Source organism: Lactobacillus laiwuensis, assembly GCF_019972835.1.
Classification (GTDB): Bacteria; Bacillota; Bacilli; order Lactobacillales; family Lactobacillaceae; genus Lactobacillus; species Lactobacillus laiwuensis.
In genome coordinates this window covers 160119-186020 of the sequence record NZ_BPPB01000006.1, presented here as the reverse complement: position 1 = coordinate 186020, position 25902 = coordinate 160119, and the positions used below count along the sequence as shown (strand labels likewise).

The 25902-nt window shown below is 37.4% G+C and carries 21 protein-coding genes; 2 read left to right on the top strand and 19 right to left on the bottom strand.

The window, feature by feature from the left end:
• The first annotated feature begins 276 nt into the window (after positions 1 to 276).
• A complete protein-coding gene (locus LDM92_RS06655) occupies positions 277 to 1059 on the top strand; it encodes a DeoR/GlpR family DNA-binding transcription regulator (RefSeq protein WP_223902538.1) in 783 nt (260 codons plus the stop codon).
• A gap of 39 nt (positions 1060 to 1098) precedes the next feature.
• Here LDM92_RS06655 and whiA read toward each other — a convergent pair whose 3' ends face one another.
• The 17 genes from whiA to LDM92_RS06570 form a co-directional block, all read right to left on the bottom strand.
• Positions 1099 to 2034 carry a DNA-binding protein WhiA gene (whiA, locus tag LDM92_RS06650; RefSeq protein WP_223902537.1) on the bottom strand — a complete coding sequence of 312 codons (936 nt, stop codon included), beginning with the start codon at positions 2032 to 2034 and terminating at the stop codon, positions 1099 to 1101.
• A 6-nt stretch (positions 2035 to 2040) separates the two neighbouring features.
• The gene (gene mgfK, locus LDM92_RS06645; RefSeq protein ID WP_223902536.1) at positions 2041 to 3066 is read right to left on the bottom strand and encodes a gluconeogenesis morphogenetic factor MgfK; all 1026 of its coding nucleotides are present in this window, start codon (positions 3064 to 3066) and stop codon (positions 2041 to 2043) included.
• A 4-nt stretch (positions 3067 to 3070) separates the two neighbouring features.
• Positions 3071 to 3949, bottom strand: coding sequence for an RNase adapter RapZ (gene rapZ, locus LDM92_RS06640; protein WP_223902535.1), 879 nt, complete (start codon positions 3947 to 3949; stop codon positions 3071 to 3073).
• Positions 3950 to 4039: 90 nt separating this feature from the next.
• On the bottom strand, positions 4040 to 4582 hold the full coding sequence (locus LDM92_RS06635) for an HdeD family acid-resistance protein (RefSeq protein ID WP_223902534.1): 543 nt from the start codon (positions 4580 to 4582) through the stop codon (positions 4040 to 4042).
• 50 nt (positions 4583 to 4632) lie between these two features.
• On the bottom strand, positions 4633 to 7485 hold the full coding sequence (uvrA, locus tag LDM92_RS06630) for an excinuclease ABC subunit UvrA (protein WP_223902533.1): 2853 nt from the start codon (positions 7483 to 7485) through the stop codon (positions 4633 to 4635).
• Complete coding sequence (gene uvrB / locus LDM92_RS06625) at positions 7475 to 9517, bottom strand: excinuclease ABC subunit UvrB (RefSeq protein ID WP_223902532.1); 2043 nt, start codon at positions 9515 to 9517, stop codon at positions 7475 to 7477. Before uvrB ends, uvrA begins: the two co-directional genes overlap by 11 nt.
• Before the next feature lie 100 nt (positions 9518 to 9617).
• On the bottom strand, positions 9618 to 11342 hold the full coding sequence (locus tag LDM92_RS06620) for a phospho-sugar mutase (protein ID WP_223902531.1): 1725 nt from the start codon (positions 11340 to 11342) through the stop codon (positions 9618 to 9620).
• 133 nt (positions 11343 to 11475) lie between these two features.
• Entirely contained in the window at positions 11476 to 12405 is a 930-nt protein-coding gene (gene trxB, locus LDM92_RS06615; protein ID WP_223902530.1) for a thioredoxin-disulfide reductase, read from the bottom strand.
• A 57-nt stretch (positions 12406 to 12462) separates the two neighbouring features.
• Complete coding sequence (locus tag LDM92_RS06610; protein ID WP_223902529.1) at positions 12463 to 13482, bottom strand: NAD(P)H-dependent glycerol-3-phosphate dehydrogenase; 1020 nt, start codon at positions 13480 to 13482, stop codon at positions 12463 to 12465.
• A gap of 30 nt (positions 13483 to 13512) precedes the next feature.
• Positions 13513 to 14349, bottom strand: a complete 837-nt coding sequence (gene lgt, locus LDM92_RS06605; RefSeq protein WP_223902528.1) for a prolipoprotein diacylglyceryl transferase — start codon at positions 14347 to 14349, stop codon at positions 13513 to 13515.
• Positions 14346 to 15308, bottom strand: coding sequence for an HPr(Ser) kinase/phosphatase (hprK, locus tag LDM92_RS06600; protein ID WP_223902527.1), 963 nt, complete (start codon positions 15306 to 15308; stop codon positions 14346 to 14348). The genes lgt and hprK overlap by 4 nt, the downstream gene beginning before the upstream one ends.
• 17 nt (positions 15309 to 15325) lie before the next feature.
• Positions 15326 to 15601: a hypothetical protein gene (locus LDM92_RS06595; RefSeq protein WP_223902526.1), complete on the bottom strand. Its 276-nt coding sequence runs from the start codon at positions 15599 to 15601 to the stop codon at positions 15326 to 15328.
• An 8-nt stretch (positions 15602 to 15609) separates the two neighbouring features.
• A protein-coding gene (gene prfB, locus LDM92_RS06590; RefSeq protein ID WP_223902525.1) for a peptide chain release factor 2 occupies positions 15610 to 16726 on the bottom strand; the annotation gives its coding sequence in 2 pieces (ribosomal slippage) (positions 15610 to 16653 and positions 16655 to 16726; 1116 coding nt in all).
• Between the two features lie 81 nt (positions 16727 to 16807).
• Positions 16808 to 19207 carry a preprotein translocase subunit SecA gene (gene secA / locus LDM92_RS06585; RefSeq protein WP_223902524.1) on the bottom strand — a complete coding sequence of 800 codons (2400 nt, stop codon included), beginning with the start codon at positions 19205 to 19207 and terminating at the stop codon, positions 16808 to 16810.
• Between the two features lie 130 nt (positions 19208 to 19337).
• Positions 19338 to 19886, bottom strand: coding sequence for a ribosome hibernation-promoting factor, HPF/YfiA family (gene hpf, locus LDM92_RS06580; protein ID WP_223902523.1), 549 nt, complete (start codon positions 19884 to 19886; stop codon positions 19338 to 19340).
• Positions 19887 to 19979: 93 nt separating this feature from the next.
• A complete protein-coding gene (locus LDM92_RS06575; protein ID WP_223902522.1) occupies positions 19980 to 20669 on the bottom strand; it encodes a ComF family protein in 690 nt (229 codons plus the stop codon).
• Positions 20666 to 21949, bottom strand: coding sequence for a DEAD/DEAH box helicase (locus LDM92_RS06570; protein ID WP_223902521.1), 1284 nt, complete (start codon positions 21947 to 21949; stop codon positions 20666 to 20668). Before LDM92_RS06570 ends, LDM92_RS06575 begins: the two co-directional genes overlap by 4 nt.
• Before the next feature lie 41 nt (positions 21950 to 21990).
• Here LDM92_RS06570 and LDM92_RS06565 point away from each other — a divergent pair, with 41 nt between their 5' ends.
• A complete protein-coding gene (locus LDM92_RS06565; RefSeq protein WP_223902520.1) occupies positions 21991 to 22653 on the top strand; it encodes a YigZ family protein in 663 nt (220 codons plus the stop codon).
• Positions 22654 to 22774: 121 nt separating this feature from the next.
• On the opposite strand, the gene LDM92_RS06560 is transcribed toward LDM92_RS06565, so the two are convergent.
• Together LDM92_RS06560 and LDM92_RS06555 are read right to left on the bottom strand one after the other, a co-directional pair.
• Entirely contained in the window at positions 22775 to 23929 is a 1155-nt protein-coding gene (locus LDM92_RS06560) for a glycosyltransferase family 4 protein (RefSeq protein ID WP_223902519.1), read from the bottom strand.
• A 167-nt stretch (positions 23930 to 24096) separates the two neighbouring features.
• Positions 24097 to 25893: an FAD-dependent oxidoreductase gene (locus LDM92_RS06555; protein ID WP_223902518.1), complete on the bottom strand. Its 1797-nt coding sequence runs from the start codon at positions 25891 to 25893 to the stop codon at positions 24097 to 24099.
• Between the last annotated feature and the right edge of the window lie 9 nt (positions 25894 to 25902).

Below are 25902 nucleotides of genomic sequence, written 5' to 3'. Positions count from 1 at the left end.
GATTACAATAAGATTATAAAACGCTTCCAATTTCATTTCAAGAGTTAATTTAAGTAAAAGCCAATATTTGTTCAAAAATGTTCAAACTTTTAATTAAAATATACAAAAATTCATATATAAGTATTTATGGCTTGTAAACGCTATAATTAATCTTGTCAAGATATTTAACTTAATAACCTATTACTGAAATATGAAGGCTAAAAAAATCTTTAATATCTTCATATTTAGTTTCTTTTGTTAATATGTTATTTTTATTATTGAATAATTGGGGGAGTTATGTTGAATGTTCCAAAAGCAGATCGATTACAGCAAATAATCGATATTCTAGCTAAAAACAAGAGAGTTAGTACCAAAAAATTACAAGAAAAACTTGGAATTAGTATTTCAACCTTAAGAAGGGATCTTATGAGTTTACAGGCAACAAATACAATTAGCCGGACTCATGGATATGTGAGCTTGCTTGAAAATTCCAATGTCGAAATTGCATATGCAACTAGGAAGAGTGAAAATGTAGCTGTAAAGAATAAACTTTGTAAGTACGCAGCTGATTTAATTACTAATGGAGCCGCAATTTTTTTAGATGGATCATCCACCTTAACTTTTTTGCCTAAGTATTTTGCTGGAAAAGAAAATTTGCATATTATTACGAATAATATCAATATTGTTGACGAAGTAACACAATTAGAAAATATTGATATTTCAGTTTTAGGAGGCCAAATATCAAACCGTTCTAATTCAATTTTGGGTCCAAAAGCAATTGCTGATCTTGATAATAATTATCGCCCTAACTTAAATTTCATTTCATGCAGCTCAATTGATGAGAATGGAATATATATGGCAGATGAAAGCCAAACTTACATGAAGAGAGCTGCAATCGACAAATCACAGAAGACAATATTATTAATTGATCATACTAAGTTTGGCAAAAAAGACTACATTCTTTTATCGGATTTCAATTCAAAAAAAATTCAAACTATTATCACTGATAAAACCCCACCAATCAATATTGCCAAGAGCATTATAAATAATGGCATCGATCTTATTATTACTTCAACATAATAAAAAAAGAAACTCATTCACATGGATGAGTTTCTTTTTTTATTTCTGAATGTTTTCCGCTATATCATGAATTTTTTTAAAACGATGATTGACTCCTGATTTTGATATTGGACCGTCCGGAACCTGCTGCGCTATTTCTTTCAGTGACAGTTCCGGTTCCTCTAATCGTAGTCTAGCCAATCCCTGCAACTTTTCAGGAATATTTTCTAAGCCAATTTTACGCTCAATTAGTTCTATGTCTTCAACCTGTTTCGCTGCTGCATTTGCAGTCTTTTTTAAATTGGCTGTATCACAATTAACAAGCCGGTTGACAGAATTACGCATATCACGCATAATACGCAGATCTTCAAAAGACAGCATCGCATTCAACGCTCCAACAATATGTAAAAAGTCACCAATTTTTTCAGCTTCTTTTAGGTATACAATATAACCTCGTCGTCTTTTCGTACTTTTAGCATTCAAATTAAAACGATCATTCATAATCTTAAGTAGATCATCATTATGATCTTGATAAATAGAATAAATCTCTAAATGATACCTGCTCGTATTGGGATTATTCACACTGCCACTGGCTAAAAACGCACCCCTGAGATATGACATTGCTCCTTCACGTGACTTAATGATTCTGTCTGGGATTCTGGTGATTAAATTTAACGAGGGCGTTAAAATTTCTAAATTATTCAGTATTTCTTTGACATGATTTTGCAGTCGTACCAAATACTGGTTATTTTTCTTAAGCTTCATTTTGCGTGAAACTATTAATTGTGGCTCAACTTTATATGCAGTTTTTATTAAAGAAAATATACGTCTAGCAATTGCAGGATTTTCAGTAGTTATATCAAGGCTAAACTGATGCTCGTGAAAATTTAAGACACCATTCATGCGCAAAAAAGCAGCCAATTCTGCTTTAGCATGTTCAGGATGAATAGGTAATGAGGTCAACTCTTTTTTCACATTACTTGCATAGCTTGCCATTGTTTGTTATTCCTTCCTACGAGACATTGCGGCATATGCCAAGTTGATGATTTCCTCAGCTACTTTTTTGCCATCATGAAAAACCAAGCCACTATGCTGGTCAATAAAATCATCAGTAATCACGCGACACCCCTGCTCACGTAATCCCTTGAAATCATTTTTAACAGGTTCAAGGTAGGCATCATAATCTTTAGGATTAAACTTGGACATATCTATTCTGGCACCATTAACCAAAGTTGTATTAATATAATGCCCACCAAGATGGGCATTGATTACTCTGACATGGTCACAATCTGAAAAGTGATCCGTTTCGCCTAGCTGAGTCATGATATTGCAAATATATATTACTTCTGCGTTAGTTTCTTTGACTGCTTCTCCTAAATTAGGAATCATCAGATTAGGCAAGATTGATGTGAACAAACTTCCAGGGCCTAAGACTACAGCATCAGCTTTTTTAATTGCCTCCAAAACTGGCGGTACAGCTTCTGGTTCAGACTTGGAATTTGTATTTGTAACCCATACTCGTTTAATTCTTTTGTCTTTATCAGTAATTTCTTTTTCACCAGCTTGAACGGAACCATCAACAAACTCAGCGTTAAGCGTTAAAGGCTCATTAGAAGCTGGGAGAACATGTCCGTCTACTTTCATCATTTTAGATAAAGACTGGACAGCATCAAAAATATTTCCGTGCATTTCATTCAAAGCAGCAATAATCAAATTACCAATGGCATGACCAGAGAAAAAGGAATCAGAAGAATCAAAGCGGTACTGAAAAACGTCTTTTTCTTCTTGGGATATTTCACTTAACGAAACTAAGACATTACGGATATCCCCCGGTGGAACAACGTTAATAAAGTTGCGAATTGAGCCAGAAGAACCACCGTCATCTGATACCGTTACAATTGCTGTGATATCAGCATTTTGCTCTTTGAGTGCAGTCAAAACAACAGGCAAACCGGTACCGCCACCAATAACCACAACCTGCGGTCTCCTGCTTTTACTGGTATGATTTGTTTTTTCACCAAATGTCATATAATCACCTATTTCTAGTGTAACGACTAATTTCGCGATGGGTTAGGTCAACCGTGTAGTCTTCAGCCAAATCTTTGGCTAATTGCTTTGCAATTGCAACACTGCGATGCTGTCCACCTGTACAACCAATGGCAATAGTCAACTTGCTTTTACCCTCTTTGATATAACCTGGTAAAGCATCTTTTAATAAGTCCAGAAATTTCTGATAAAAACTGCGCGTTTCCTTTTTCTCCATCACATAATTAAAAACTCTTTTATCAAGTCCAGTAAAAGGGCGTAATTCTGGTATATAAAACGGATTAGGCAAAAATCTGACATCCATCACGATATCAGCGTCAATCGGCATACCATATTTGAAACCAAAAGATAATACCTCAATTGAAAAGGGCTGTTTATGCAGTTCACTAAACCTATTTGCCAGTTCTTGTTTCAATTCTTTTGGACTTAGATTAGAAGTATCAATTATATCATTTGCCCGGCTCTTAATGCTGGTTAAAATTCGTCGTTCTTCCTGAATACCATCAAGTAAGCGTCCATTATTGGCCAATGGCGGAACACGCCTTGTTTCTTTATAACGTGCTACTAAAGTATTATCTGCAGCATCCAGAAAAATAATTCTAGTTTGGACAGTACCATTGTCTTCCAGCGAATTAATTTCATTATCAAGATCTTTATAAAATCGTCTAACACGCAAATCAATTACAACTGCTACTTTAGTAAAATCATCCGAATTAACAATTAAGTCCCAAAAACTAGATAAAAGCGATGGAGGTAAATTATCAACCACAAAATAGCCCATATCCTCTAAAGCATGAGAAGCCACGGTTTTCCCTGCACCACTCATGCCTGTAACAATCAGTAGCTGCTTTTTATGCTTAGCCATTTTCGCTGACCTCCTATTACTAAAATTATAACATACCAGGTGTTTCATTACTTTTTTGGCAAAAAAAAAGTTCAAATGAACTTTTTAAAATTATCTGTTGACAAATGCTGCAATTACCTGATTAATACCAAAGATTAGCAACCAGAAGGAAACCAGCCAGATTAATGTTAAAGCTGATAATGCAGGATTAAACATCAAACTAATTGCTATCAGTAACCCTAAAATATTTAATATTAAATTGAGCCAAAAGAAAAAGGTAGAAATCTTCCTCATACTCCATGAAAAAATGATCCCGGTAATTGAATCAAATAAGAACCAAAAGGCAAACAAGTAAGCGATTGTCAAGCCCGCAGCATCGTATGAATAGAGAAATAAAATTCCGACAATAATATCCAGCACCCCTGAAACAATCGATAACCAACTGGAAGGGATAAAGTAACGAAAACGACTGTAGAATACCAGCCACACGAATCCCTGAACAATAGACACAATAGCAAAAAGCAATACAAAGGCATGAAGTGCTTTACCAGGATGACGTAACAAGAACAGCCCAGCAATTACCATTAAAATACCAGAGATAAATGCTGCCCAGTTAAACCCGCGATTTTCTCTGTAACTAGAAAAGTTATCCATTTCTATTCCTCCTTGCGCTTTATTGTACACTTTATCGCAATAAATTAATACTATTTACTTGCTTTTTTACTAGCCTTTTCAGTTAATGCCGTATCACGTTTAAGCACGGGTTTTAAGTACTGACCAGTATAACTTTCCTTAACTTGTGCCACCTGTTCTGGAGTTCCAGTAGCAACTATTTTGCCACCAGCTTCTCCTCCTTCAGGACCTAGGTCAATTAACCAATCAGCATTTTTAATCACATCAAGATTATGTTCAATTATTAAAACAGTATTTCCTTGATCAACCAATCTTTGTAAGACTTCCAGTAACCGCTTAATGTCATCAGTATGAAGTCCAGTCGTTGGTTCATCGAGAATATAGAAGTTCTTTCCCGTTGACAACTTTTGCAGTTCAGCAGCCAGCTTCATTCTTTGAGCTTCCCCACCAGAAAGAGTAGTTGCAGATTGACCCAATTTGACATAGCCTAGGCCGACATCTACAATCGTTTGCAATTTTCGTGCAATTTTAGGGATATTTTTAAAAAAGCCGCATGCTTCGCTAATTGTCATATCCAACACTTGCGCGATATTTTTCTTGCGGTAAGTAACTTCTAAAGTTTCAGAGTTATAACGACTCCCATGACATACTTCACAAGGAACATAAACGTCCGGTAGGAAGTTCATTTCAATCTTGATAATGCCATCGCCATGGCAGGCTTCACAACGACCGCCTTTAACATTAAATGAAAAACGTGCTTTGGTATAACCACGTAGTTTAGCTTCATTTGTTTGCGCAAACAGAGCTCTAATATCATCAAAGACACTAGTATATGTAGCAGGATTACTACGTGGAGTGCGTCCGATTGGGCTTTGGTCAATATCAATAATTTTTTCAATATTTTGATAGCCGCTAATACTCTTATATTTGCCGGGTTTGGTTTGATTTCTATTTAATTTCTGTGCCAAGGCACGCTTTAATATCATATTAACTAGAGTTGACTTGCCGGATCCGGAAACTCCAGTAACCACAATTAATTTGCCTAAAGGAAATTCAACCTTGAGGTTTTTAAGATTATTTTCTGCCGCACCTGTTAATGTGATTTTTTTACCATTGCCTTTACGCCTTTTCAAAGGCACAGGAACAAACTTCTTACCGGACATATATTGCCCGGTTAAGGATTTATTGTTTTGTTCAACTTCTTCAGGAGTTCCGGCAGCCATGACTTTACCGCCGTATGTACCAGCACCTGGTCCCATATCAATCAAGTAGTCAGCTTGTCTCATAGTTTCGTCATCATGCTCGACAACGATAAGTGAATTGCCCAAATCACGCATGCGCTTTAGAGCAGCGATCAACCTGTCATTATCACGTTGGTGCAAACCAATTGAAGGTTCATCGAGAACATACATAACACCTGAAAGATTAGAACCAATTTGAGTTGCGAGTCGAATTCTTTGAGCTTCGCCACCAGACAAAGTGTTAGCAGAACGTGACAGTGTCAGGTAATCTAAGCCTACACTATTCAAAAAATTGAGTCGATCGCGCACTTCTTTTAATATCGGTTTTGCAATTACTGACTCCTGCTCGTCAAGCTTGATATCTGTGAAAAATTCAAGAGCATGACTAATTGCCAAATCAGAAGCTTCGGCAATGTCTTTGCCATTGACTTTGACAGCCAGGGCTTTACGATTTAACCGCTTGCCATGACAGGTTGAACAAGTCAGCTCAGTCATATATTTTCCCATAACATCACGCATGAATTTGGACATTGGATGGTAATAACGTCTTTCAACATTTTCCATGGCACCCTCAAAAGGTGCAGTAGTGTCATTAACTCCAAAATCACCAGTTACATGAAATTTAATTTTTTTAGTTGAGCCATGCAAAATCGTCTCTCTTTGCTTTTTAGTTAATTTGCCAAAAGGTCTGTCTAGGGGAATTTTTAACGCTGCACAAGCTTGTTCAAGCATTTCCCCATAGTACTTCGAATTCTTCCATGGTGCGATTGCACCTTCTGCCAAAGTTTTATTTCTATCTGGGACAACTAAATCTTCATCGACTGATAACTTCACACCCAAGCCATCACAATCAGGACAGGCTCCAAATGGTGCGTTAAAAGAAAATAGACGCGGTTCCATTTCACCTACAGTAAAACCACATTTAGGACAAGCATAGTACTCTGAAAAATTGATCATATCACCACCGATAACATCAACATTCATATAACCGTCCGATAAACGCAAAGCAGCTTCTACTGAATCAAAAAGTCGCGAGCGAATACCTTCTTTAACAATTAAACGATCGACAACGATATCAATCGAATGACGTTTATTCTTTTCTAAATCGAATTCTTCACCAATCTCATGCATAGTGCCATCGACAATGACACGCACATATCCGGCGCGTTGTACCCGTTTAAAAACTTCTTTATGAGCGCCTCTTTTAGATCTAATTACTGGTGCCAGGATTTGTATACGACTTCGCTCAGGTAAAGCTAAAATACGATTTACCATCTGCTCGACTGACTGGCGCTCAATTAAGGTGCCATCATTTGGACAAACCGGATGCCCAACTCGAGCCCATAATAATCGCAGATAGTCATTGATTTCAGTCACTGTGCCAACTGTTGACCTGGGATTATGTGAGGTAGTTTTCTGATCAATTGAAATCGCAGGATTTAAACCATCAATAGAATCAACATCAGGTTTGTCCATTTGACCCAAAAATTGCCGTGCATAGCTTGATAATGACTGAACATATCTTCTGCGTCCTTCAGCATATAATGTATCAAAAGCTAAAGAACTTTTCCCAGAACCTGACAAACCAGTAATAACGACCAATTTGTCCTTAGGAATTGACAGGTTAATGTCTTTTAAATTATGTTCACGGGCACCCCGAATAACAATCTTATCATTTACCATTTAATGCTTTTCCTTTTTTCTTAATTGGGCTTCTAGTTGAGCTCTCCAATTCCATGATCGCATCCCGTAAAGTAGCGGCTCCTTCAAAGTCAAGTTTCTTGGCGGCATCCTGCATTTGCTTGCGCAAGTCTTTGATCATGGTTCTCTTTTGTTTAACGGTTAGTTCATCAAAATTCAGATCGGCAAAACTATCGCTTTGACTGTCTTCATCGGCAACTTTTGTGGCAGAAATAACATCCCTAATAGGTTTAACAATTGTTTTCGGTTTCATCCCGTGTTCTTCATTAAACTTAATCTGTAATTTACGTCTTCTCTGTGTTGCTTCAATGGCTTCTCTCATTGAGTCAGTAATCGTGTCAGCATACATAATTACCGCACCATCAGCATTTCTTGAAGCCCGGCCCATTGTCTGAACAAGAGGTCTATATGCACGCAAAAAGCCTTCTTTATCAGCGTCAAGTATGGCAACCAGTGAAACTTCCGGTACGTCAATTCCTTCACGCAATAAGTTGATCCCAATCAAAACGTCATACTTGCCAGTCCGCAAATCACGCAAAATCTGCATCCGTTCCAATGTTTTAACATCTGAATGCAGATATTGTACTTTAATACCCAGATCTTTCAAATAATCTGTCAGATCCTCTGCCATTTTCTTCGTTAATGTAGTAACAAAAACACGTTCATTCTTTTCAATGCGTTTGTTAATTTCGGCGACCAAATCATCAATTTGTCCTTCAACTGGTTTAACTTCAATCTTGGGGTCAAGCAAACCTGTTGGTCTAATGATTTGCTCAACTTTGTGATCTGTGCGTTCCAGTTCATAATCTCCCGGAGTCGCTGACACATAAAGAATTTGATTTACATGTTTTTCAAATTCAGCCAGTTTCAAGGGTCTGTTGTCAAGTGCTGAAGGTAAACGAAAGCCATAATCAATTAGAGTCTTTTTACGATTGCGATCACCGTTATACATTGCCCGTATTTCCGGCATTGTAGCATGTGATTCATCAATTAAAATTAAGAAGTCATCAGGGAAGAAATCCAGCAAAGTATAAGGCGGCTCGCCCTCTTTACGGCCTTCCATATGACGAGAATAGTTTTCAATACCGTTGGTATAGCCAACTTCACCCATCATTTCCATGTCAAAGGTAGTGCGCTGCTTAATCCGTTCTGCTTCTAACAACTTGCCTTCGCCCTCAAACTTTTTCACCTGAATATTCATTTCTTGTGAAATTGCTTTAAGAGCCCTTCTCATCTGTTCTTCATTGGTCATAAAGTGAGTAGCCGGAAACAGTGAAATGCTCTCTCTTTCACCAATCACTTCACCAGTTAAAGAGTCTACTTCCACAATTCTGTCAATTTCATCACCAAAAAATTCGATTCGATAAGCATGATTAGAATTTCCAGCAGGGAAAACTTCTACCACATCCCCGCGAACGCGAAAACGGCCACGTTGAAAGTCAATATCATTGCGGTCATATTGGATATTGACCAAATCACGCAGCAGAGTATTTCTGTGATATTCTTCACCCTTATGAACAGTAATCACGCTTGCAGCATATTCTTTAGGATCACCTAAGCCGTAGATACACGAAACAGATGCAACGATTATAACGTCGTTACGTTCCATTAAGTCACTGGTAGCTTGGTGTCGCAACTGGTCAATTTCATCATTAATCGCTGAGTCCTTTTCAATATAGGTATCAGATTGAGGAACATAAGCTTCCGGCTGGTAATAATCATAATATGATACGAAATAGTCAACGGCATTGTGGGGGAAAAACTCTTTAAATTCCCCGTAAAGCTGGCCAACTAAAGTCTTATTATGAGAAATGACTAAAGTAGGTTTATTTAATTTCGCTATAATATTGGCCATCGTGAAAGTTTTACCTGTACCGGTAGCACCTTCCAAAATCTGTTCTTTATAACCCCTTTTAAAACCAGCAGCTAATTTATCAATTGCTTGTTGCTGATCACCTGCTGGATTAAATTTTGAAACCAGATCAAATTTACGTTCTTCTTGTCGTTTAATCATCGAAAGACCCCTCGTAGAAAAAGTTGGACCAAACAGCTCAACTCTTATTTTGACTTATTATATTTTACACTTTCGAACGTATTTTCGCATCCTTTTTGTTTTATTTTAACAGTTTTGCCAATGCTTTTTGATAACTTGCGGCTGCTTCATGTGCAGTCGCAATGTCTGGTTTATTTACTCCAACATAAGCCTTAATCACAGGTTCTGTACCGGACGGCCTCAAAGCTAACCAAGTTTCATCAGCTAAAAAGTACTTCAATACATTTGATTTAGGTAAGTCACTCATTGGTTTAGCGCCATCTTTATTAAATTCCTGCTGCTTCAAAAAGTCTTGAATTTTAACGACTGGCACTCCATTTATTTCTGGTAAATTTTCAGAACGCAATTTTGCCATTAATTCCGCCATTTTCTTTTGTCCACCAATTCCTGGCATCTCTATAGCTTTAGTAATTTCATAGGATGTGCCATATTTTTGCCAGATTTCATTCAAACCGTCTAGGACTGTCATCTTCCTTGAGGCATAATAAGAGGCTACTTCAGCAAACATTAGCGCTCCCTGCATAGCATCTTTATCTCGAGCAAATGGTTTAAAAAGGTAACCATAGCTTTCTTCAAAGCCCATTAAAAATTTGCCGTCGTGCATTTTATTCATGCGATCAATTTCTTCGCCAATAAATTTAAAACCCGTCAAAACTGATTTTGTTTTGATACCAAAGTCCTCTGCAATTTTAAGTGGCATACTACTCGAAACTATAGAAGTAATTAATTCATAATCACTGGTGAGTTGGCCATTATTTTTCAAATTAACTAATAAATAATAAATCATCAAGGTAGCAATTTGATTACCCGTTAATACTTGAAAACCACCATTTTTTGTGCGCACACAAGCACCCATACGATCTGCATCAGGGTCAGTGGCAATGATTAAATCAGCTTTTTTTTCATTTGCCAGCTTAATCCCTGGATCAAAAACATCGCGGTATTCAGGATTTGGTTTTTTAGTAGTGGGAAATTCCGGATCGATGATTGCCTGACTAGGAACGGGTATTACTTTACTAAAACCATTTTGTCTAAAAGCGCGTTCATAAAGTATTTTGCCTGTGCCATGCAAAGGAGTGTAAATAATGGTTAGCCTATTTGCATTTTGCTCTATAAGTTCAGTATTAACATTTACCGTTTTCAGTTCAGCTAAATATGCCTCGTCAAGATCTTCTCCAATTAACTGTAAAATTCCCTGAGCACGAAGTTGAGTTACCGATGCGCTATTAACTGTAAATATATTAGTTACTTTTTGGGAGTATTCAAAAACACGCTCAGCATCTTCAGGCCCCATTTGGGCACCATCGGCACCATAAACCTTGTAACCATTATATTGTTTGGCATTATGAGAAGCAGTAATATTAATTCCGGCTGCAGCGTGTAAGTACCTAACAGCAAATGATAATTCAGGTGTTGGTCTTAAATCATCAAAGAGATAAACATGAATATTATGGGCTCCTAAAATTTGCGCTGCCTGTTCCGCAAATTCGCGGGAATGGTAGCGAGAATCAAAAGAGATCACTACACCTCTTTTTTGAGCTTTTTCACCCTTTTCATCGATCAGCCGGGCCAATCCTTCGGTCATTCGACCCACAGTATATAAATTAATACGATTGGTCCCAGGCTCAAGTCTGCCACGCATCCCAGCAGTACCAAAGTTAATATCCTGGCCAAATGCATCTTCAATCCATTTGGGATCCTGACCCATTTTTGCTAACTGTGCTTGCAAGTAATTTGGCATGTTGTGTGCATTTTGCCATTCTCGAAATTTTTCTTCTGCATTCATTTCGGTAAAGTACCCCTTTTTTCTAGCAATAAATTCGGTTTCATAGATTCTATTCTAGCATTTATCATTATTGCTAGCCGTAAAAATAAAAAAAGAATTCAATTTAAATGAATTCTTTTTTTAGTCTTTATATTTAACGATCATTTAAGTCTTGGAGATAATTATAAGCCTCTTGGCCAGCAATACTGCCATCACCAACTGCATTAGCAATCTGACGCAAGTCTTTAGCACGTACATCACCTAAGGCAAAGATGCCATCAACTTTAGTTCTCATATGTTCATCAGTTGGAATCCAACCCTTTTCATCAGTTATGCCTAAGTCTTTAAATGGGGCTGTTTGAGGAATAACCCCGACATAGATAAAGACACCGCGAGTTTGCAAATGCTTTTCTTCTCCTGTTTCTTTATCTTTATATGTCACTCCTGTAACCTTTTCACCATCGCCATCAATAGATTCGGTCAAACCATTCCAAATAAAGTGCATTTTGGAATTGGCGAAAGCACGTTTTTGTAAAGTCGGCTGTGCCCGTAACTGATCACGACGATGGATAACCGTAACTGATTTAGCACTTTGTGCTAAATAGATTCCTTCTTCAATTGCCGAATCGCCACCACCAATAACAGCAATGTCTTCGTCCTTAAAAAAGGCTGCATCACAAACTGCACAATAAGAAACACCTTTACCAGAATATTCATCTTCACCAGGGACTCCTAAATGACGATGATCAGCCCCAGTAGCAATAATCAAAGCAGGAGCACTATATTCACCTGTATCTGTTTTTACGATTTTCTGGTCTCCATCTATGGTTACTGTTTGAACATCGCCATACTCAAATTTGGCACCAAATTTCATGATTGAATTATACATTTTTTCGCCTAGCTCAGGTCCCTTTATTTCACTGAAACCAGGATAATTATCAATCGCATCGGTGTTATTCATTTGCCCGCCATACAAACCGCGATCAAGCATCAGAACTGACAGATTTGCGCGAGAAGCATAAAGAGCGGCAGTTAAGCCACCCGGCCCTGCTCCAATAATGATCACATCATATTTTTCCGTCATAGTTTTACCCCCAGTACTTTCTTATTTTTCGTAAGTAATGTTACAACAAATTGCCTGCTAAAGTCTAATTTCTTGTTTAGGGCTCCTGCCCATCATCCTGGTAATTTCATCATCAACATTAGAATTTTGGTATAAAACGCGATAAATTGCTTCACTGATTGGCATATCGATCTGCTTTTCTTGACACAATTCATGCACAGCTTTTACCGTTGTCGCACCCTCTACAACTTGGCCCATGTTCTGCAATATATAGTCAAGACTCTTCCCTTCACCTAATTGTTTACCACAACGCCAATTGCGGGAATTAACTGACGTACAGGTAACGATTAAATCACCTATTCCGGAAAGTCCGCTAAAAGTCATCGGGTCGGCACCAAAATAATTGACTCCTAAACGCGTAATTTCAGCTAAACCACGCGTCATTAGAGCCGCTTTAGCATCATCACCATAGTGTTTTCCTACTAAAATACCTGCTGCAATGGCAATAACATTCTTAACTGCTCCAGCCACTTCAACACCAATCAAGTCACTATTTGTATAAAGGCGGAAATAATCATTTGAAAATAACTGCTGAACTTTTTGCGCATTTTCCCTACTTGTTGAAGCACATGAAATTGCAGTTAAATCTTTTTGAGCTACACTTTCTGCATGACTTGGTCCTGAAATTGCTACAATTTTATCTTCATCATCAGGATAAATTTCTTCTGTTAAAATTTCGGAAATCAATTTTTTGGATCCCGGTTCAATACCCTTAGTAGCAGTAACTAAAAGTGGTTTTGCCTTGATCTGTTTTAACACTTTGCTTACATTTTGGGCAACACTGCGAATAGCTTGAGTGGGCAGGACAAATAAAACAATTTCTGCAGCCTTTAATGCTTGTTTTAAATCACCCGTTGCAGTTACTGTCTCATTTACCTGCCAATTCTTCATGTAATGCTCATTAGTATGATGCTGATTAACTTCATCATTAACTTTTTCGTTATTGCCGTACAATACGATTTCATAACCTTTATCAGCAAGCATCGATCCCAGAACCGTGCCCCATGAACCTGCTCCTAAAACTGCAATTTTTGTCATTTGTAACTCTCTTTCACTTAAAACAATTATTTAATCCCGACTATAAGGGTACTTCAAACCGCTGCCGTCAAGATACCATCTGGGTTTAATTACTTTTCTGCGATAAATAAATAGCCCTATGACCACAGCGAATAGTATTAAACTAAGCAGTTGTGAGACTCGAACTGAACCCATTAGATAAAGGCTGTCCGTCCGCATCCCTTCCACAAAAAAGCGCACCACAGAGTACCATGCCAAATAAAGCATAAATATTTCACCCTGTTTGAATAAATGCTTTTTATGCCGCAAAAACAATATTATTAACAAACCAATCAAATTAAAAAAAGATTCATATAAAAAAGTTGGCTGGTAGTAGATCCCACCAATTTTCATTTGGCTAATAATAAAATTAGGCAAATGCAAGCTTTGTAAAAATGCAAGGGTAGTTGGCTCACCATGGGCTTCCTGATTAATAAAATTACCCCAGCGTCCTAATATCTGAGCCGCCATTACACCCGGGGTAATGACATCCAACATCAAAAATGGCGGCAGCATCCTTTTATAACAAAATACCAAAAGAACTGCCAAACCAGCTAGCAGGCCGCCATAGATAGCAATACCACCATTCCAAATAGCAATTATCTGATCGAGATGCTGGGAGTAATAATTCCACTCAAAGATAACATAATAAATTCGTGCGCCAACATATCCAATCGGAACAGCCCATAACAGCAAATCCATGAAGTCATCACTTGCAATTTGCCGTTTGCGTCCCTCAACAATTGCCATTGATACAGCTAAAATAATTGCCACTGCCATGATGACGCCATACCATTTGACACTTAGGTTTCCTAATTTAAATGCTACTGGACTAATGGTCAATGTCATTTATTCTTATCCTTTGCTGAATCTTCTTTAGAGTTTTCCTTAATTAGCTTCGTTAAGTTATTGTCAAAAGTTTTTGTGGCGTTATAACCACTTCTTTTCGCACGGAAATTCATTGTAGCAATTTCAATAATGTCTTCCATGTTGCGACCTACTTTAACTGGGATGGTAATTTGTGGCACTTCAACATTGCAAATATCACGTTTACTCTCTTCAAAGCCTAAACGATCGTAATTTGCCTTATTATCCCAATTGACAAGTTTGATTACTAGTTGAATACTTTCACGATTTTTAACTGCTCCAACACCAAATAAGTCCATGACGTCAATAATGCCAATGCCGCGAATCTCCATTAAGTGCTTTAAAATGGCCGGTGCTTCACCCATGACCGTTTCAACATCTTTTTGATAGACATCGACCCGATCATCGGCAATTAAACGATGCCCACGGTGAATCAAACCCAAGGCAGTTTCTGATTTTCCAACACCCGAATCACCGGTTAAAAGGACACCCATGCCCTTGACTTCAATTAAAACCCCGTGAATCGTATCACGAACAGCCAGACGTTCCCGCAAATATTCCGTTAAAATACTAGAAACATAAGTGGTTGATTCAGGTGAAGAAAGGATTGGAATTTGGGCTGCATCGGCAGCTTGAGCTAATTCAGGTGGAATGCGCAAAGAACGTGACACAAAAAAGCACGGCGTATCAGGAGTGCAGAGTTTATTAAAAACCTGGACCAGGCTATCATGATCTAACCTAGCAGCATAAGAAATTTCTGTGCGACCCAATAGCTGAATACGCTGGCGCGGATAAAAATCAAAGTATCCTGTCAATTCCAATCCTGGTCTATAAATATCAGACACTACAATCTCTTTATCCTTAATATATTGCTTTCCTTGAACAACGTGGACAATTTTATTATCACGAATTAAATTTCTTAATTTGACCGCATTTGTCATTTTAAAATGCCCCTTTATTACTTGTCGACATCTTTAGTTTTAGCATCTCGTACTTTTTTACGCTTTGGTCTGGTTTCATTATTTTGACTCCAATTATTCCAGTCATACGGACCAGAATCAGAGTGCATACTCTTATTTTCATCATTCTTAGTAAAGTGGTTAATCAGCCATATAATGCCAATAATAACTAAAGCTGCAGGCAATATCATGAAAAATAAGTGGAATATGGCAAAAAGGACTCCCAAAATAACTATGGCCAGTAAAACTAAACAAACAATTCCCCAAAAACTCATCTAATCACCTACTCCGGGTTTTCCTGACTTAAAAGCCATTGCAAATATGCATATACAAATGGCTGCAGCTTACCATCCATTACACCATTTGTATCAGAAGTTTCATAGCCTGTGCGCAAATCTTTAACCAAATTATAAGGATGAAAAACATAGGATCTTATTTGTGAACCCCAGCCAATTTCTTTTTGGTCACCTTTAAGTTCCTGTTTATGCTTACGTTTCTTTTCTTCTTCTAAATGAAACAATTTTGCTCGTAATTCATTCATCGCAGTTTCCCTATTTTGCAACTGAGAACGCTGTGCCTGAGATGTAGTTACGATTCCTGTTGGCAAGTGAGTGATTCTAACGGCACTGGAAGTTTTGTTGATATGCTGTCCTCCTGCACCACTTGAGCGGTAAACGTCAATGCGAAGGTCCTTAGGATTGATGTCGACCTTAATACTGTCATCAATTTCCGGGATAACCTCAACAGAAGCAAAGGAAGTATGTCTTCTTTTAGCTGAATCAAAAGGTGAGATTCTGACTAATCGGTGAACACCGTTTTCTGACTTCAATAAGCCATAAGCATTTTTGCCAGTAATTTTTGCACTGACACTTTTAAGACCTGCTTCTTCTCCGGGCTCGCAGTTATTAATTTCAAACTTGAAATTCCTAATATCAGCATAACGCTGATACATTCTAAGCAGCATTTGCCCCCAGTCCATAGCCTCAGTACCACCAGCACCAGGATGAATTTCAATTAGGGCATTATGACTATCATATTTACCGGATAAGAGCAAATCTAATTCGTAATCATGAAATTCAGTCTGCAACTGTTGTAAATCAGCTTCAACTTCTTTTTGTAAGTCACTATCAGGTTCATCCCGCAACAATTCTACTGCCGTTATTTCATTTTCATAATCAGACTTTAATTTGTTAAAAGAATCGCGTTTTTCTTTTAACAAGTTTGTCTCACCGATTAGGCTTTGAGCTTTTTCTTGATCATCCCAAAAAGACGGGTCCTGCATCTTATTTTCATTAGCAATAATATTTTCAGTTATTGAATCTAAGTCAAAGAGACCTCCTAAAGTGGTCTAACCGCTTATTTAAACTATCTAATTCATTTTGAATTACACTTATTTCCATCTTTTAAAAATAGCTCCTTTATTTTTTAATAAAATTTCAGTAAAAAAGAGAAAGCAGCTGCTTTCTCTTCAATCTTAACTATTAACGACTAAGATTTTGTCTAATTTCAGCTTTCATAAATAAACGAGTTACGTCAAACTCAATATTTGAAATCATTTCTTCAAACATGTTGTAACCAGAATCCTGGTATTCAACTAACGGGTTAAGTTGACCGTAACCACGCAGACTAATTGATTGCCTTAATTGATCCATTGCATCTATATGATCAGTCCAGCGATCATCAACTACCCGCAATATAACGACTTTTTCAAATTCAAGCATTTCAGAAGGATCAGCTAAAATTTCTTCTTTTTCTTCATAATTGGCTTCAACAAGATCATATAATTTTTGCTTTAAGTCAGATACGGTAATTGTTTTGAAATCAATTGCATCTGTTTCTTCTTCATTAGTTAAACTGGAAGAAATAAAGTCCCGCAGAGAATCAAGGCGCCATTTACTGCGATCACCTTGCGTAAACATATCTACTTGACTATTAATGGTGCGCCGAATCATCGGAATTAAAACATCCTTAAGTGACTTTTCTTCACCAATAACCTGCATCCGTTCACCGTAAATAATTTCACGCTGAATACGCATAACATCATCATATTGCAGAGTTTGCTTACGAGTATCGTAGTTATTACCTTCAACTCGTTTTTGCGCTGACTCAACTTGTCTGGTGATTAAGCGACTCTCAATTACCTTGTCATCATCATTATCAGATAAGCGGTCGAGAAAATCTTTGACCCTATCGCCACCAAAACGTTTCATCAAGTCGTCTTCAAGTGAAAGATAAAAACGTGTAACACCGGGATCCCCTTGACGACCGGAACGACCACGGAGCTGATTATCAATTCTACGGGATTCATGACGCTCGGTACCAATAACAGACAGTCCACCTAATTCTTTGACACCAGGCCCTAGTTTAATGTCAGTACCACGACCAGCCATGTTAGTCGCAATAGTTACGGCACCGCGTTGACCAGCATTCATAATGATCTGAGCTTCTTTAGCATGGTTTTTGGCATTTAAAACTGCATGCGGTATTCCTTCTTTGTCCAGTAAATTACTGAGTCGTTCAGAACTTTCAACCGCGACAGTACCGACCAAAACTGGTTGACCTTTAGAATGACGCTCTTTTATTTCATTAACCACTGCCGCAAACTTCGATGACAAAGTTGGATAAAGAATATCAGGATTGTCTATTCTAATTAAAGGGCGGTTAGTCGGAATAGTAATAACCTGCATATTGTAAATTTCACGGAACTCTTCTTCTTCCGTTTTGGCAGTACCTGTCATCCCGGCAAGTTTTTTATACATTCTAAAGAAGTTCTGGAAGGTAATTGTAGCCTGGGTCTTAGATTCTTCTTGAATCTTTACTCCTTCTTTTGCCTCAATAGCCTGGTGTAAACCATCAGAATAGCGCCGACCCTGCATCACACGACCAGTAAATGAGTCAACAATTAAAACTTCTCCGTCTTGGACAACATAATCAATGTCTTTAAGCATAATATAATTTGCTCTTAAAGCTTGATCAATGTGGTGCACCAATTTTTGATTCTCAACATCGTATAAATTTTTAAGTCCAAAATGATCACAAGCTTTCTGAATACCAGTTCTAGTTAAAGAAATAGTCTTAGTTGGCCAATCAATCTTGTAATCACCATAATCCTTGTCATCATCAGCATCATCGTCACTCTTATCTTCTTGAAGAGTTTTGACAAAGCGATCAGCACGAATATAGTCACCATTAGCTTGTTCAGCTTCACCGGAAATAATTAATGGTGTCCTTGCTTCATCAATTAAAATTGAGTCAACCTCATCGATAATGGCATAGTTAAGTTCACGCTGAACCATTTGTTCTTTGTAAACAACCATGTTATCACGCAAATAGTCAAAACCAAGTTCGCCATTAGTGGAATAAGTAACGTCACAGCTATATGCTTCCCGTTTTTCATCTGGAGACATTGCGTTCAGATTAAGACCAACAGTTAAACCAAGCCATTTATACAACTGGCCCATTTCTTCAGCGTCACGACTAGACAAGTATTCGTTGACAGTAACAACATGAACACCTTTTCCAGTTAATGCGTTCAAATATACTGGCATGGTTGCGGTCAAAGTCTTACCTTCACCTGTCATCATCTCAGCAATGTTACCATAGTGCAGCGCAATTCCACCCAGAACCTGCACATGAAATGGATAAAGGCCTAGAACTCTTTTGGCACCTTCACGAGCAACCGCAAAAGCTTCCGGTAAAAGTGAATCCAAACTTTCACCATTTTTTAGCCGGTTACGAAATTCAGGTGTTTTAGCCTGCAGTTCTTCATCAGAAAGTTGACCATACTCTTCTGCATGATCCTCAACTTTACTAGCAATTTTTTCAAACTTTTTCAGTTCTCTTTTATCATTATTGTATAGTTTCTTTAAAATGTTTACCATTTAATCGATCCTTATATGTAGCTAAAGTATAAAAACACATGATAATTTTACCATGATTGACGCCAAATGAAAAATAAACAAAACAAAGACCTCACACTAAATGTGGGGCCCTTGCTTGATAATACTGTTTTTATTTTGTTTCAATCAAACCATAACGGCCATCATTCCTGCGATAGACAACACTTGTGCCGTTAGTTTCACCGTCTTGGAAAACAAAGAAGTCATGTTCAAGCATATTCATTTGCAAAATTGCTTCTTCAGGACTCATGGGTTTTAAGCCAATTTGCTTATTGCGCACAATAGAAAATTCGTTACTCTCTCTGCCTTTAGTCTCTTCTTCGGCACTTTCAACAAAGAAGTCATTAATGCCTTTTTCACGACTCTTACGGTTCACACGGGTCTTATATTTTCTAATTTGTCTTTCAAGTTTTTCAGAAACAAAATCAATACTGCGATACATGTCGTCAGTAGTTTCTTCAGCTCTCAATACTAAGTATGGCAGTGGTATAGTTACCTCAACTTTAGCCTTGTGATCACGATACACCTTTAAATTAACGTGGGCAATCATATCTTGATTCAAATCGAAATATTTCTCCAATTTTTTCAGGCGTTTTTCAACGTAACTTCTTAAAGCATCAGTTACCTCAATATTTTCACCACGAACATTATACTTTAACATATGAGATTCTCCTTTCAACTGCTTTTGCAGTCTTATGTTACCTATATTATAGCAAAATTATAGCAAAACATGAAAGCGCTGAACAATTTAGTTTTATCTGCATAAGGTAAAACTACTGATTTTTGCATTAGGGAAAACTTCTGCCAGTGCATCCCGTGCATGATAAAGCGTTCTGCCCGTAGTATAAATATCATCTAATAAAAGTATCTTGCATTTCTGAAAGTTAATCGTAAAATTTTTCTTAACAAAAAAACTTTGCGCACTTCTCAATCTTTCCGCGCGATTTTTTTCTCCTTGTGCTCCTAGTCCTGCCTTCTTACCCAATACAGGGGTTAATGAAACAAGACTACCATATATTGAACTGACAGTATCAAACTGCCTTTGTGCAAGATGCTCTGGAGAAGTGGGCACGGGAACATAAAGATCAGCTTTAAATTTAGCCAGATCTTCCAGACATAATTCCTGTAGTACTTTGTGCAAAGCATAATCACCATACCGCTTATAATTAACCATTAGATCATGAAAAGCCCTATTATATAAATATATGGAATGATTTTTTAATAATTTTTGTCCATATATTTTCTGCCATTTAATGCAATCTGAACAAAATTTATCTTGGCTCAATTTGCCAAAGCAAATTGGACAGTGTTTATCAGGAATCCGCATATATTTACTTTGACAATTACAACAGATGCATTGGGCTTCCTGCTTGTTCCAAGAGAATAATTCTACAAATGTTACTTTAGCAACAAAAACCTGACCGCACAGTAAGCACTTTTTCATTTGTTCATCTCACGAATTTGTTTCATCGCATCACGAATACTTTTAGTGTATTTATGATAACAAAATAAAACTAAACCACTGGGATCTGTTTTAGCCCGACCCACTCTGCCAGCTATCTGTACTAGACTCGAAGCAGAATAAATTTTATCGTCTGCTTGAACAACAATTACCCAGACATGGTTAAAAGTAACGCCTCGTTCCAATATTGTAGTCGTCACTAACAACTGAATTTTTCCTGCCCGAAACTTTTCAACCTTTTCAATTCTATTAATATCATTTGCATAAACTCCAGAAATCCTAATCTGACTAAATTTTGGCTCTTTTTTCAGGGCATCAACATAAAGCTTTATTTGATCAACACGAGGTACAAAAAGCAGTAGTGGGTGGCCTGCTTGTATAACTTTTACAATTTCTTTAATGAGTCTAACATTGATTTTGTTTTGGTGCAGAAAAGGACGGAGAAACAATTTTTCTTTTGGTACAGGTAAAAGATTTCCATGGAACCTTCTTTTCAGCTTTAGTTTGCGTAATTTACCTTCTTCTACAGATACTAATAAGTCTTTGGTAGGCGTTGCAGTTAAGTAAACGCGTTGACCATTAGCACTAACCGCATTTTTCGCTGCAAAATGTAATTCTGAATTATGGGCATAGGGAAAAGAATCAGCTTCATCAATCACAAGTAAGTCAAAAGCATGAAAAAATTTTAACAATTGGTGTGTTGTACAAATAGTTAATTGTTCTAAGCCAGGCTCTTGGTACTCACGGCCATGATATTTACCGATTTTAATTTCACTAAAAGCTTTTTGAAAACGCGGATATAATTCGTTTACCACATCAATTCTTGGCGTGGCTATACAACATCTTTTTCCTTCTGCCAAACAATGTGCTATTAACGGAAATAACATTTCTGTTTTTCCTGCACCGGTTACTGCATGGACTAGTGAATCTCGACCATCTACATAATTTTTAGTTAATTTGCGTGCAATTTCAGCTTGTAGTGAGGTTAGTTCACCCTTCCACGTTAATCCACCATTTGCTTTTATCGAAAAATTTATTTTTTGTTTATTGCGAATCAAATAATCGCCTTCCACAATTCTTCCCAGACCAATGCAAGCTCTGCAATATTTTTTGCCACTTGGCAATTTGGCATAAACCTTTGCATTGCAACGCAAGCAGCGACCATCTTTAATTGCCTCGATTTTGGTTAAGCCATCCTTTGTGCTAAAATCCATTTGACTACTAAGCCATTGGCGGCCTGCAAGATTTGAAATACTTTCCATTTTGTCCTCCAATGATAAATACGCAAAAAGGGCTGATTTTTTTGAATGAAAAAGAAAATTATTTGACCATTAAAGAAAATGGCCATCACGAATTAACGATTAAAAAAAGTCGCTTTATTACGACTCTAATTAGGACCTCAACCGTTGAAGAAGCTGAAAAAGCAATTGCTGCTGTTTCTAACAAATATCGTGATGCTACTCATAACACTTTTGCTTATACTATTGGCCTCAATGATGAGCACGTCAAAGCCAGCGACAACGGTGAACCCTCTGGTACGGCCGGAGTTCCCGAATTAAAAGCCTTGCAGTTAATGAAACTTAAAAATGTCACTGCAGTAGTTACGCGCTATTTTGGCGGAATAAAACTGGGAGCTGGAGGATTGATCCGTGCATATTCTAATAGTGTGACTAAGGCAGCCGAAGCTGTAGGTGTAGTTAAACGCGTTCAGCAACAAGGTGTTAAATTCGAAGTCGATTATAATAAATTCGATGAGGTCCAGCATTATCTTAAACAACAAAAAATCTTTATTGACAATATTGACTATGGCGTCAGCGTGACAATTTCAATTTACATTGATGAAAACAAATTAGAGAATTTAGAAAATGATCTTACCAATATTTTGTCCGGCAAAGTACAGTTTATTTTTCTTCCCAAAAGATATAACGAAATCGTTGTCACTCAACATAACTATCATGATCAATAAAAACATAATTCAATAACTATACGAAAAAAGAAGACAATCCACATTCAAGGAATTTGTCTTCTTTTTTTCTTATTGATTTTGGCAATAGTCAAATTGACCTTAAAACTAGTATCTTCCAAGCTTAATCTTTCTTTTTCTTTCTTAATTGCTCAGGCTTGTCTTGTCCGAGGTGCCAAACTTCCACAGTAGGATCTTTTTTACTGCGAGAATTAATCAGCTTTTGGGTCAAATTCATCAGTGGTTTATATTTTTCTCCTAAAAGACCAATAGATTCCACAAAAAACTCTAAGGCAACTGCCAGACCAGCAATTAAAACCCACATTCCCCACATTGGTGACAACAAAAACAAGAGAGAAATGAATGAAAAAATTAGCGACAAAGCATAAATAGTTAAAACAGTTTGTCTATGGGTTAAACCCATTTTCATTAGTTGATGATGCAAATGGTGCTTATCGGCTTGCGAAACCGGACGGTTATTTAATTTGCGCCGAATCATGGCATAAATTGTATCTGTAATTGGAACCCCTAATATAGTGACTGGCACTAACAGAGAGATAAAAGTCACATTTTTTAAACCTTTAAGTGAAAATACCGCAATCATAAAGCCAATGTATAAAGCTCCTGTATCACCCAAAAATATTTTTGCGGGATGAAAGTTATAAGGTAAAAATCCCAATAGGCAGGCAGCAAGCATAAAACAGCCAATAGGTATGTATAATTGACCGGTATGCAGGAAGAAATAACCAACGATCCCCATGGTAATAAGTGAAATCATTGAAACCCCATCGGCCAAGCCATCAAGACCATCAATTAAATCAACTGCATTAGTTAAGGCCAATATCCAAAAAATAGTAATTGGTAAACTCCACCAGCCTAAATTTATTTGTTTATTAAGAAAGGGTAAATTTAAGACGTTCATCCTGATGCCGGCAAGAAAATAAATTACCAGAGCACCAATAAATATACCCAACATTTTTTGCCTTGGCTTTAGCTCCATAATATCGTCAATTATGCCGGTCAAGACAATCACACTGGATCCTAGAAGTATGCTAAAAGCCTCATGAGTTGGGAATTGCTCCCGCAATAAAACAAAAGCGCCAATATTGAAGGTCACAAAAATACCCAATCCGCCTAACGTTGGCATTGGTTTTTTATTTACCCTTCTTTTATTTGGAATGTCGACTGCACCTAATACAAAAGCCAATCTCCTAATAAAAGGCGTGATCGCAGCTTGTATAATCACTAAAAAAAATAATTCAACAATAATTTTAAACATAGTCGGCTACTTTCATTTATAGTTGTCTTAATTATACAAGCTGGAATAAAAATGCACAAATTAGGTTAATTGAATACAAGTATTTTTTAACAAAATGTTGTTATTTATAATTAAAAAGAACTAGGTTCAAATGAATCCAGTTCTAATTAATTCACAAAATATAAAAACTACATGTGAGAGGCAGCTGAACTTGCATCAGCCTCTACTTTGACATTAGTTGCAGCACTTTCTCCAGCTATTCTTCCAAAAACAACAGCATTAGTAATGCCCATTCCACATCCGGGATAAGTCATTCCGCGCCAACCACCTGTAGTACTTCCTGCAGCATAAAGATTGTTTATCTTTTTATCAAAATTGTCCAGAACTTCTGCTTTGGTGTTAATAGCTAATCCACCTGCCATGTCTGGTGTTGATGGAGCCAGTTTAGCAGCATAAAATGGTGCTTTGAAAGCTGTTAAATCTTTTTGACGATTAAATTCTGTGTCCTCTCCCCCAGTGACATCATTATTCCACTTTTTAATTGTTTGCTCTAATACCTCCGGATTTAGGTTAATCTGCTGAGCTAATTCTTTTATCGTATCAGCTTTCTTGAAGTAACCATCTTCTACCTCACGTTTTAAATGTGGTGACGGAGCTGGTGCTGAAAAAGCAGCTGGCATTTCATTTGCCATGCCTTCATCAAAAATTAACCAAACGTAGCCTTGATCAAGACTTGCGATTTTCTTAGAGGCATATTCAAAATACATATCTTCCCTAAAGTGTCTTTTAGCATCTGTGCCTACCCAAATGTAAGGCTTTGTCCAGGCAGTACACAGAGGACCGATACAGACATTATCGCCGGATTGCGTGCCAATTGAGTTTGCTATTGGCATCCACATATCTTTTAACTTAGCGCCAATTTCAGCACCCATGGTGATACCATCACCCATTTGTCTGATTGAACCATATGATTCTCCAACAGCAAAATCAGGTGCAAAACTCTTAAGCATCTCTTTATTACGAGAAAAGCCTGCTGTAGCAATAATAACACTTTGAGCTCTGTAGTTACCCTTATTAGTATGTACACCAACTACATTATTATTCTCGTCAGTAATTAAGTTCTCAGCTGTAATATTAAAAATAAATTTTGTGCCAACTTCTTTTGCCTTATTGTAAAGCGGCTTTGACAAACCATAGCCACTTTTTTCGACAGTTAAATGAGACCTGGCTGCTGGAGTCGCATAGTCTTTCATTGCTTCTTCATTACCAATTTCTTGGACTTCTTGAAAATTGACACCAACTTCACCAGCCAGCCATTCATAATCTTCTGCGCCATGTTCAACGATTGTTTCTCTCATGCCCGCATCTTCGTATCCTTGACCAACCGCTTTTAAATAATTATTCCAGTTTTCCTTGGTATCTTTTATTCCCTGAGATTTTTGCAAACTAGTGCCCCCACCAGCGTTGTAATAACCACCTGATAAAGTCATATCAGACAACATATAACTTGAAGTATATTCTAAACAAATTACTGAGGCACCTTTTTGCCTGGCAGTAATAGAAGCTGAAAGACCAGCTGCACCTGCACCAATTACCAAAACATCAGTTTGATCTTCAAATTGCAAATTATCTGGATTAACGTTACGGTAGTCCTCACCATTAAACTTTTTCTCAGTATTTCTCAAATCAACTTTTTGATCAAGACCACTGGGATCGCCAGCCTTTGAAACTGCATCTCTGACTGCTTTTTGGACAGCTTGAAAACTAATAGTTGCACCGGTGACTGCATCAATATTATATGACTGATGCTCAACAATTAACTTCGGTGCTTTTTTTAAGGCAGCAGTGCTTATACCAGAAGTTTCGTCTTGTTGATCAATTGTTACATCCGTAATTTTATTGTCTTTGACTGTTACCGAAACCTTGACTTCACCGCGATTACCAGAGCCTTGTCCTTGATAAATGCCATCTTTTAAATTTGCCATTTTTTATCC

Coding starts and splice junctions, on each gene's coding strand:
- rapZ (WP_223902535.1), bottom strand. CDS start 3,949: ATGGCTAAGCATAAAAAGCAGCTACTGATTGTTACAGGCATGAGTGGT.
- LDM92_RS06655 (WP_223902538.1), top strand. CDS start 277: ATGTTGAATGTTCCAAAAGCAGATCGATTACAGCAAATAATCGATATT.
- uvrB (WP_223902532.1), bottom strand. CDS start 9,517: ATGATTAAACGACAAGAAGAACGTAAATTTGATCTGGTTTCAAAATTT.
- LDM92_RS06560 (WP_223902519.1), bottom strand. CDS start 23,929: ATGTTTAAAATTATTGTTGAATTATTTTTTTTAGTGATTATACAAGCT.
- whiA (WP_223902537.1), bottom strand. CDS start 2,034: ATGGCAAGCTATGCAAGTAATGTGAAAAAAGAGTTGACCTCATTACCT.
- LDM92_RS06595 (WP_223902526.1), bottom strand. CDS start 15,601: ATGAGTTTTTGGGGAATTGTTTGTTTAGTTTTACTGGCCATAGTTATT.
- hpf (WP_223902523.1), bottom strand. CDS start 19,886: ATGTTAAAGTATAATGTTCGTGGTGAAAATATTGAGGTAACTGATGCT.
- LDM92_RS06575 (WP_223902522.1), bottom strand. CDS start 20,669: ATGAAAAAGTGCTTACTGTGCGGTCAGGTTTTTGTTGCTAAAGTAACA.
- LDM92_RS06555 (WP_223902518.1), bottom strand. CDS start 25,893: ATGGCAAATTTAAAAGATGGCATTTATCAAGGACAAGGCTCTGGTAAT.
- lgt (WP_223902528.1), bottom strand. CDS start 14,349: ATGACATTGACCATTAGTCCAGTAGCATTTAAATTAGGAAACCTAAGT.
- LDM92_RS06570 (WP_223902521.1), bottom strand. CDS start 21,949: ATGGAAAGTATTTCAAATCTTGCAGGCCGCCAATGGCTTAGTAGTCAA.
- uvrA (WP_223902533.1), bottom strand. CDS start 7,485: ATGGTAAATGATAAGATTGTTATTCGGGGTGCCCGTGAACATAATTTA.
- mgfK (WP_223902536.1), bottom strand. CDS start 3,066: ATGACATTTGGTGAAAAAACAAATCATACCAGTAAAAGCAGGAGACCG.
- hprK (WP_223902527.1), bottom strand. CDS start 15,308: ATGACAAATGCGGTCAAATTAAGAAATTTAATTCGTGATAATAAAATT.
- LDM92_RS06635 (WP_223902534.1), bottom strand. CDS start 4,582: ATGGATAACTTTTCTAGTTACAGAGAAAATCGCGGGTTTAACTGGGCA.
- LDM92_RS06610 (WP_223902529.1), bottom strand. CDS start 13,482: ATGACAAAAATTGCAGTTTTAGGAGCAGGTTCATGGGGCACGGTTCTG.
- LDM92_RS06620 (WP_223902531.1), bottom strand. CDS start 11,342: ATGAATGCAGAAGAAAAATTTCGAGAATGGCAAAATGCACACAACATG.
- trxB (WP_223902530.1), bottom strand. CDS start 12,405: ATGACGGAAAAATATGATGTGATCATTATTGGAGCAGGGCCGGGTGGC.
- secA (WP_223902524.1), bottom strand. CDS start 19,207: ATGGTAAACATTTTAAAGAAACTATACAATAATGATAAAAGAGAACTG.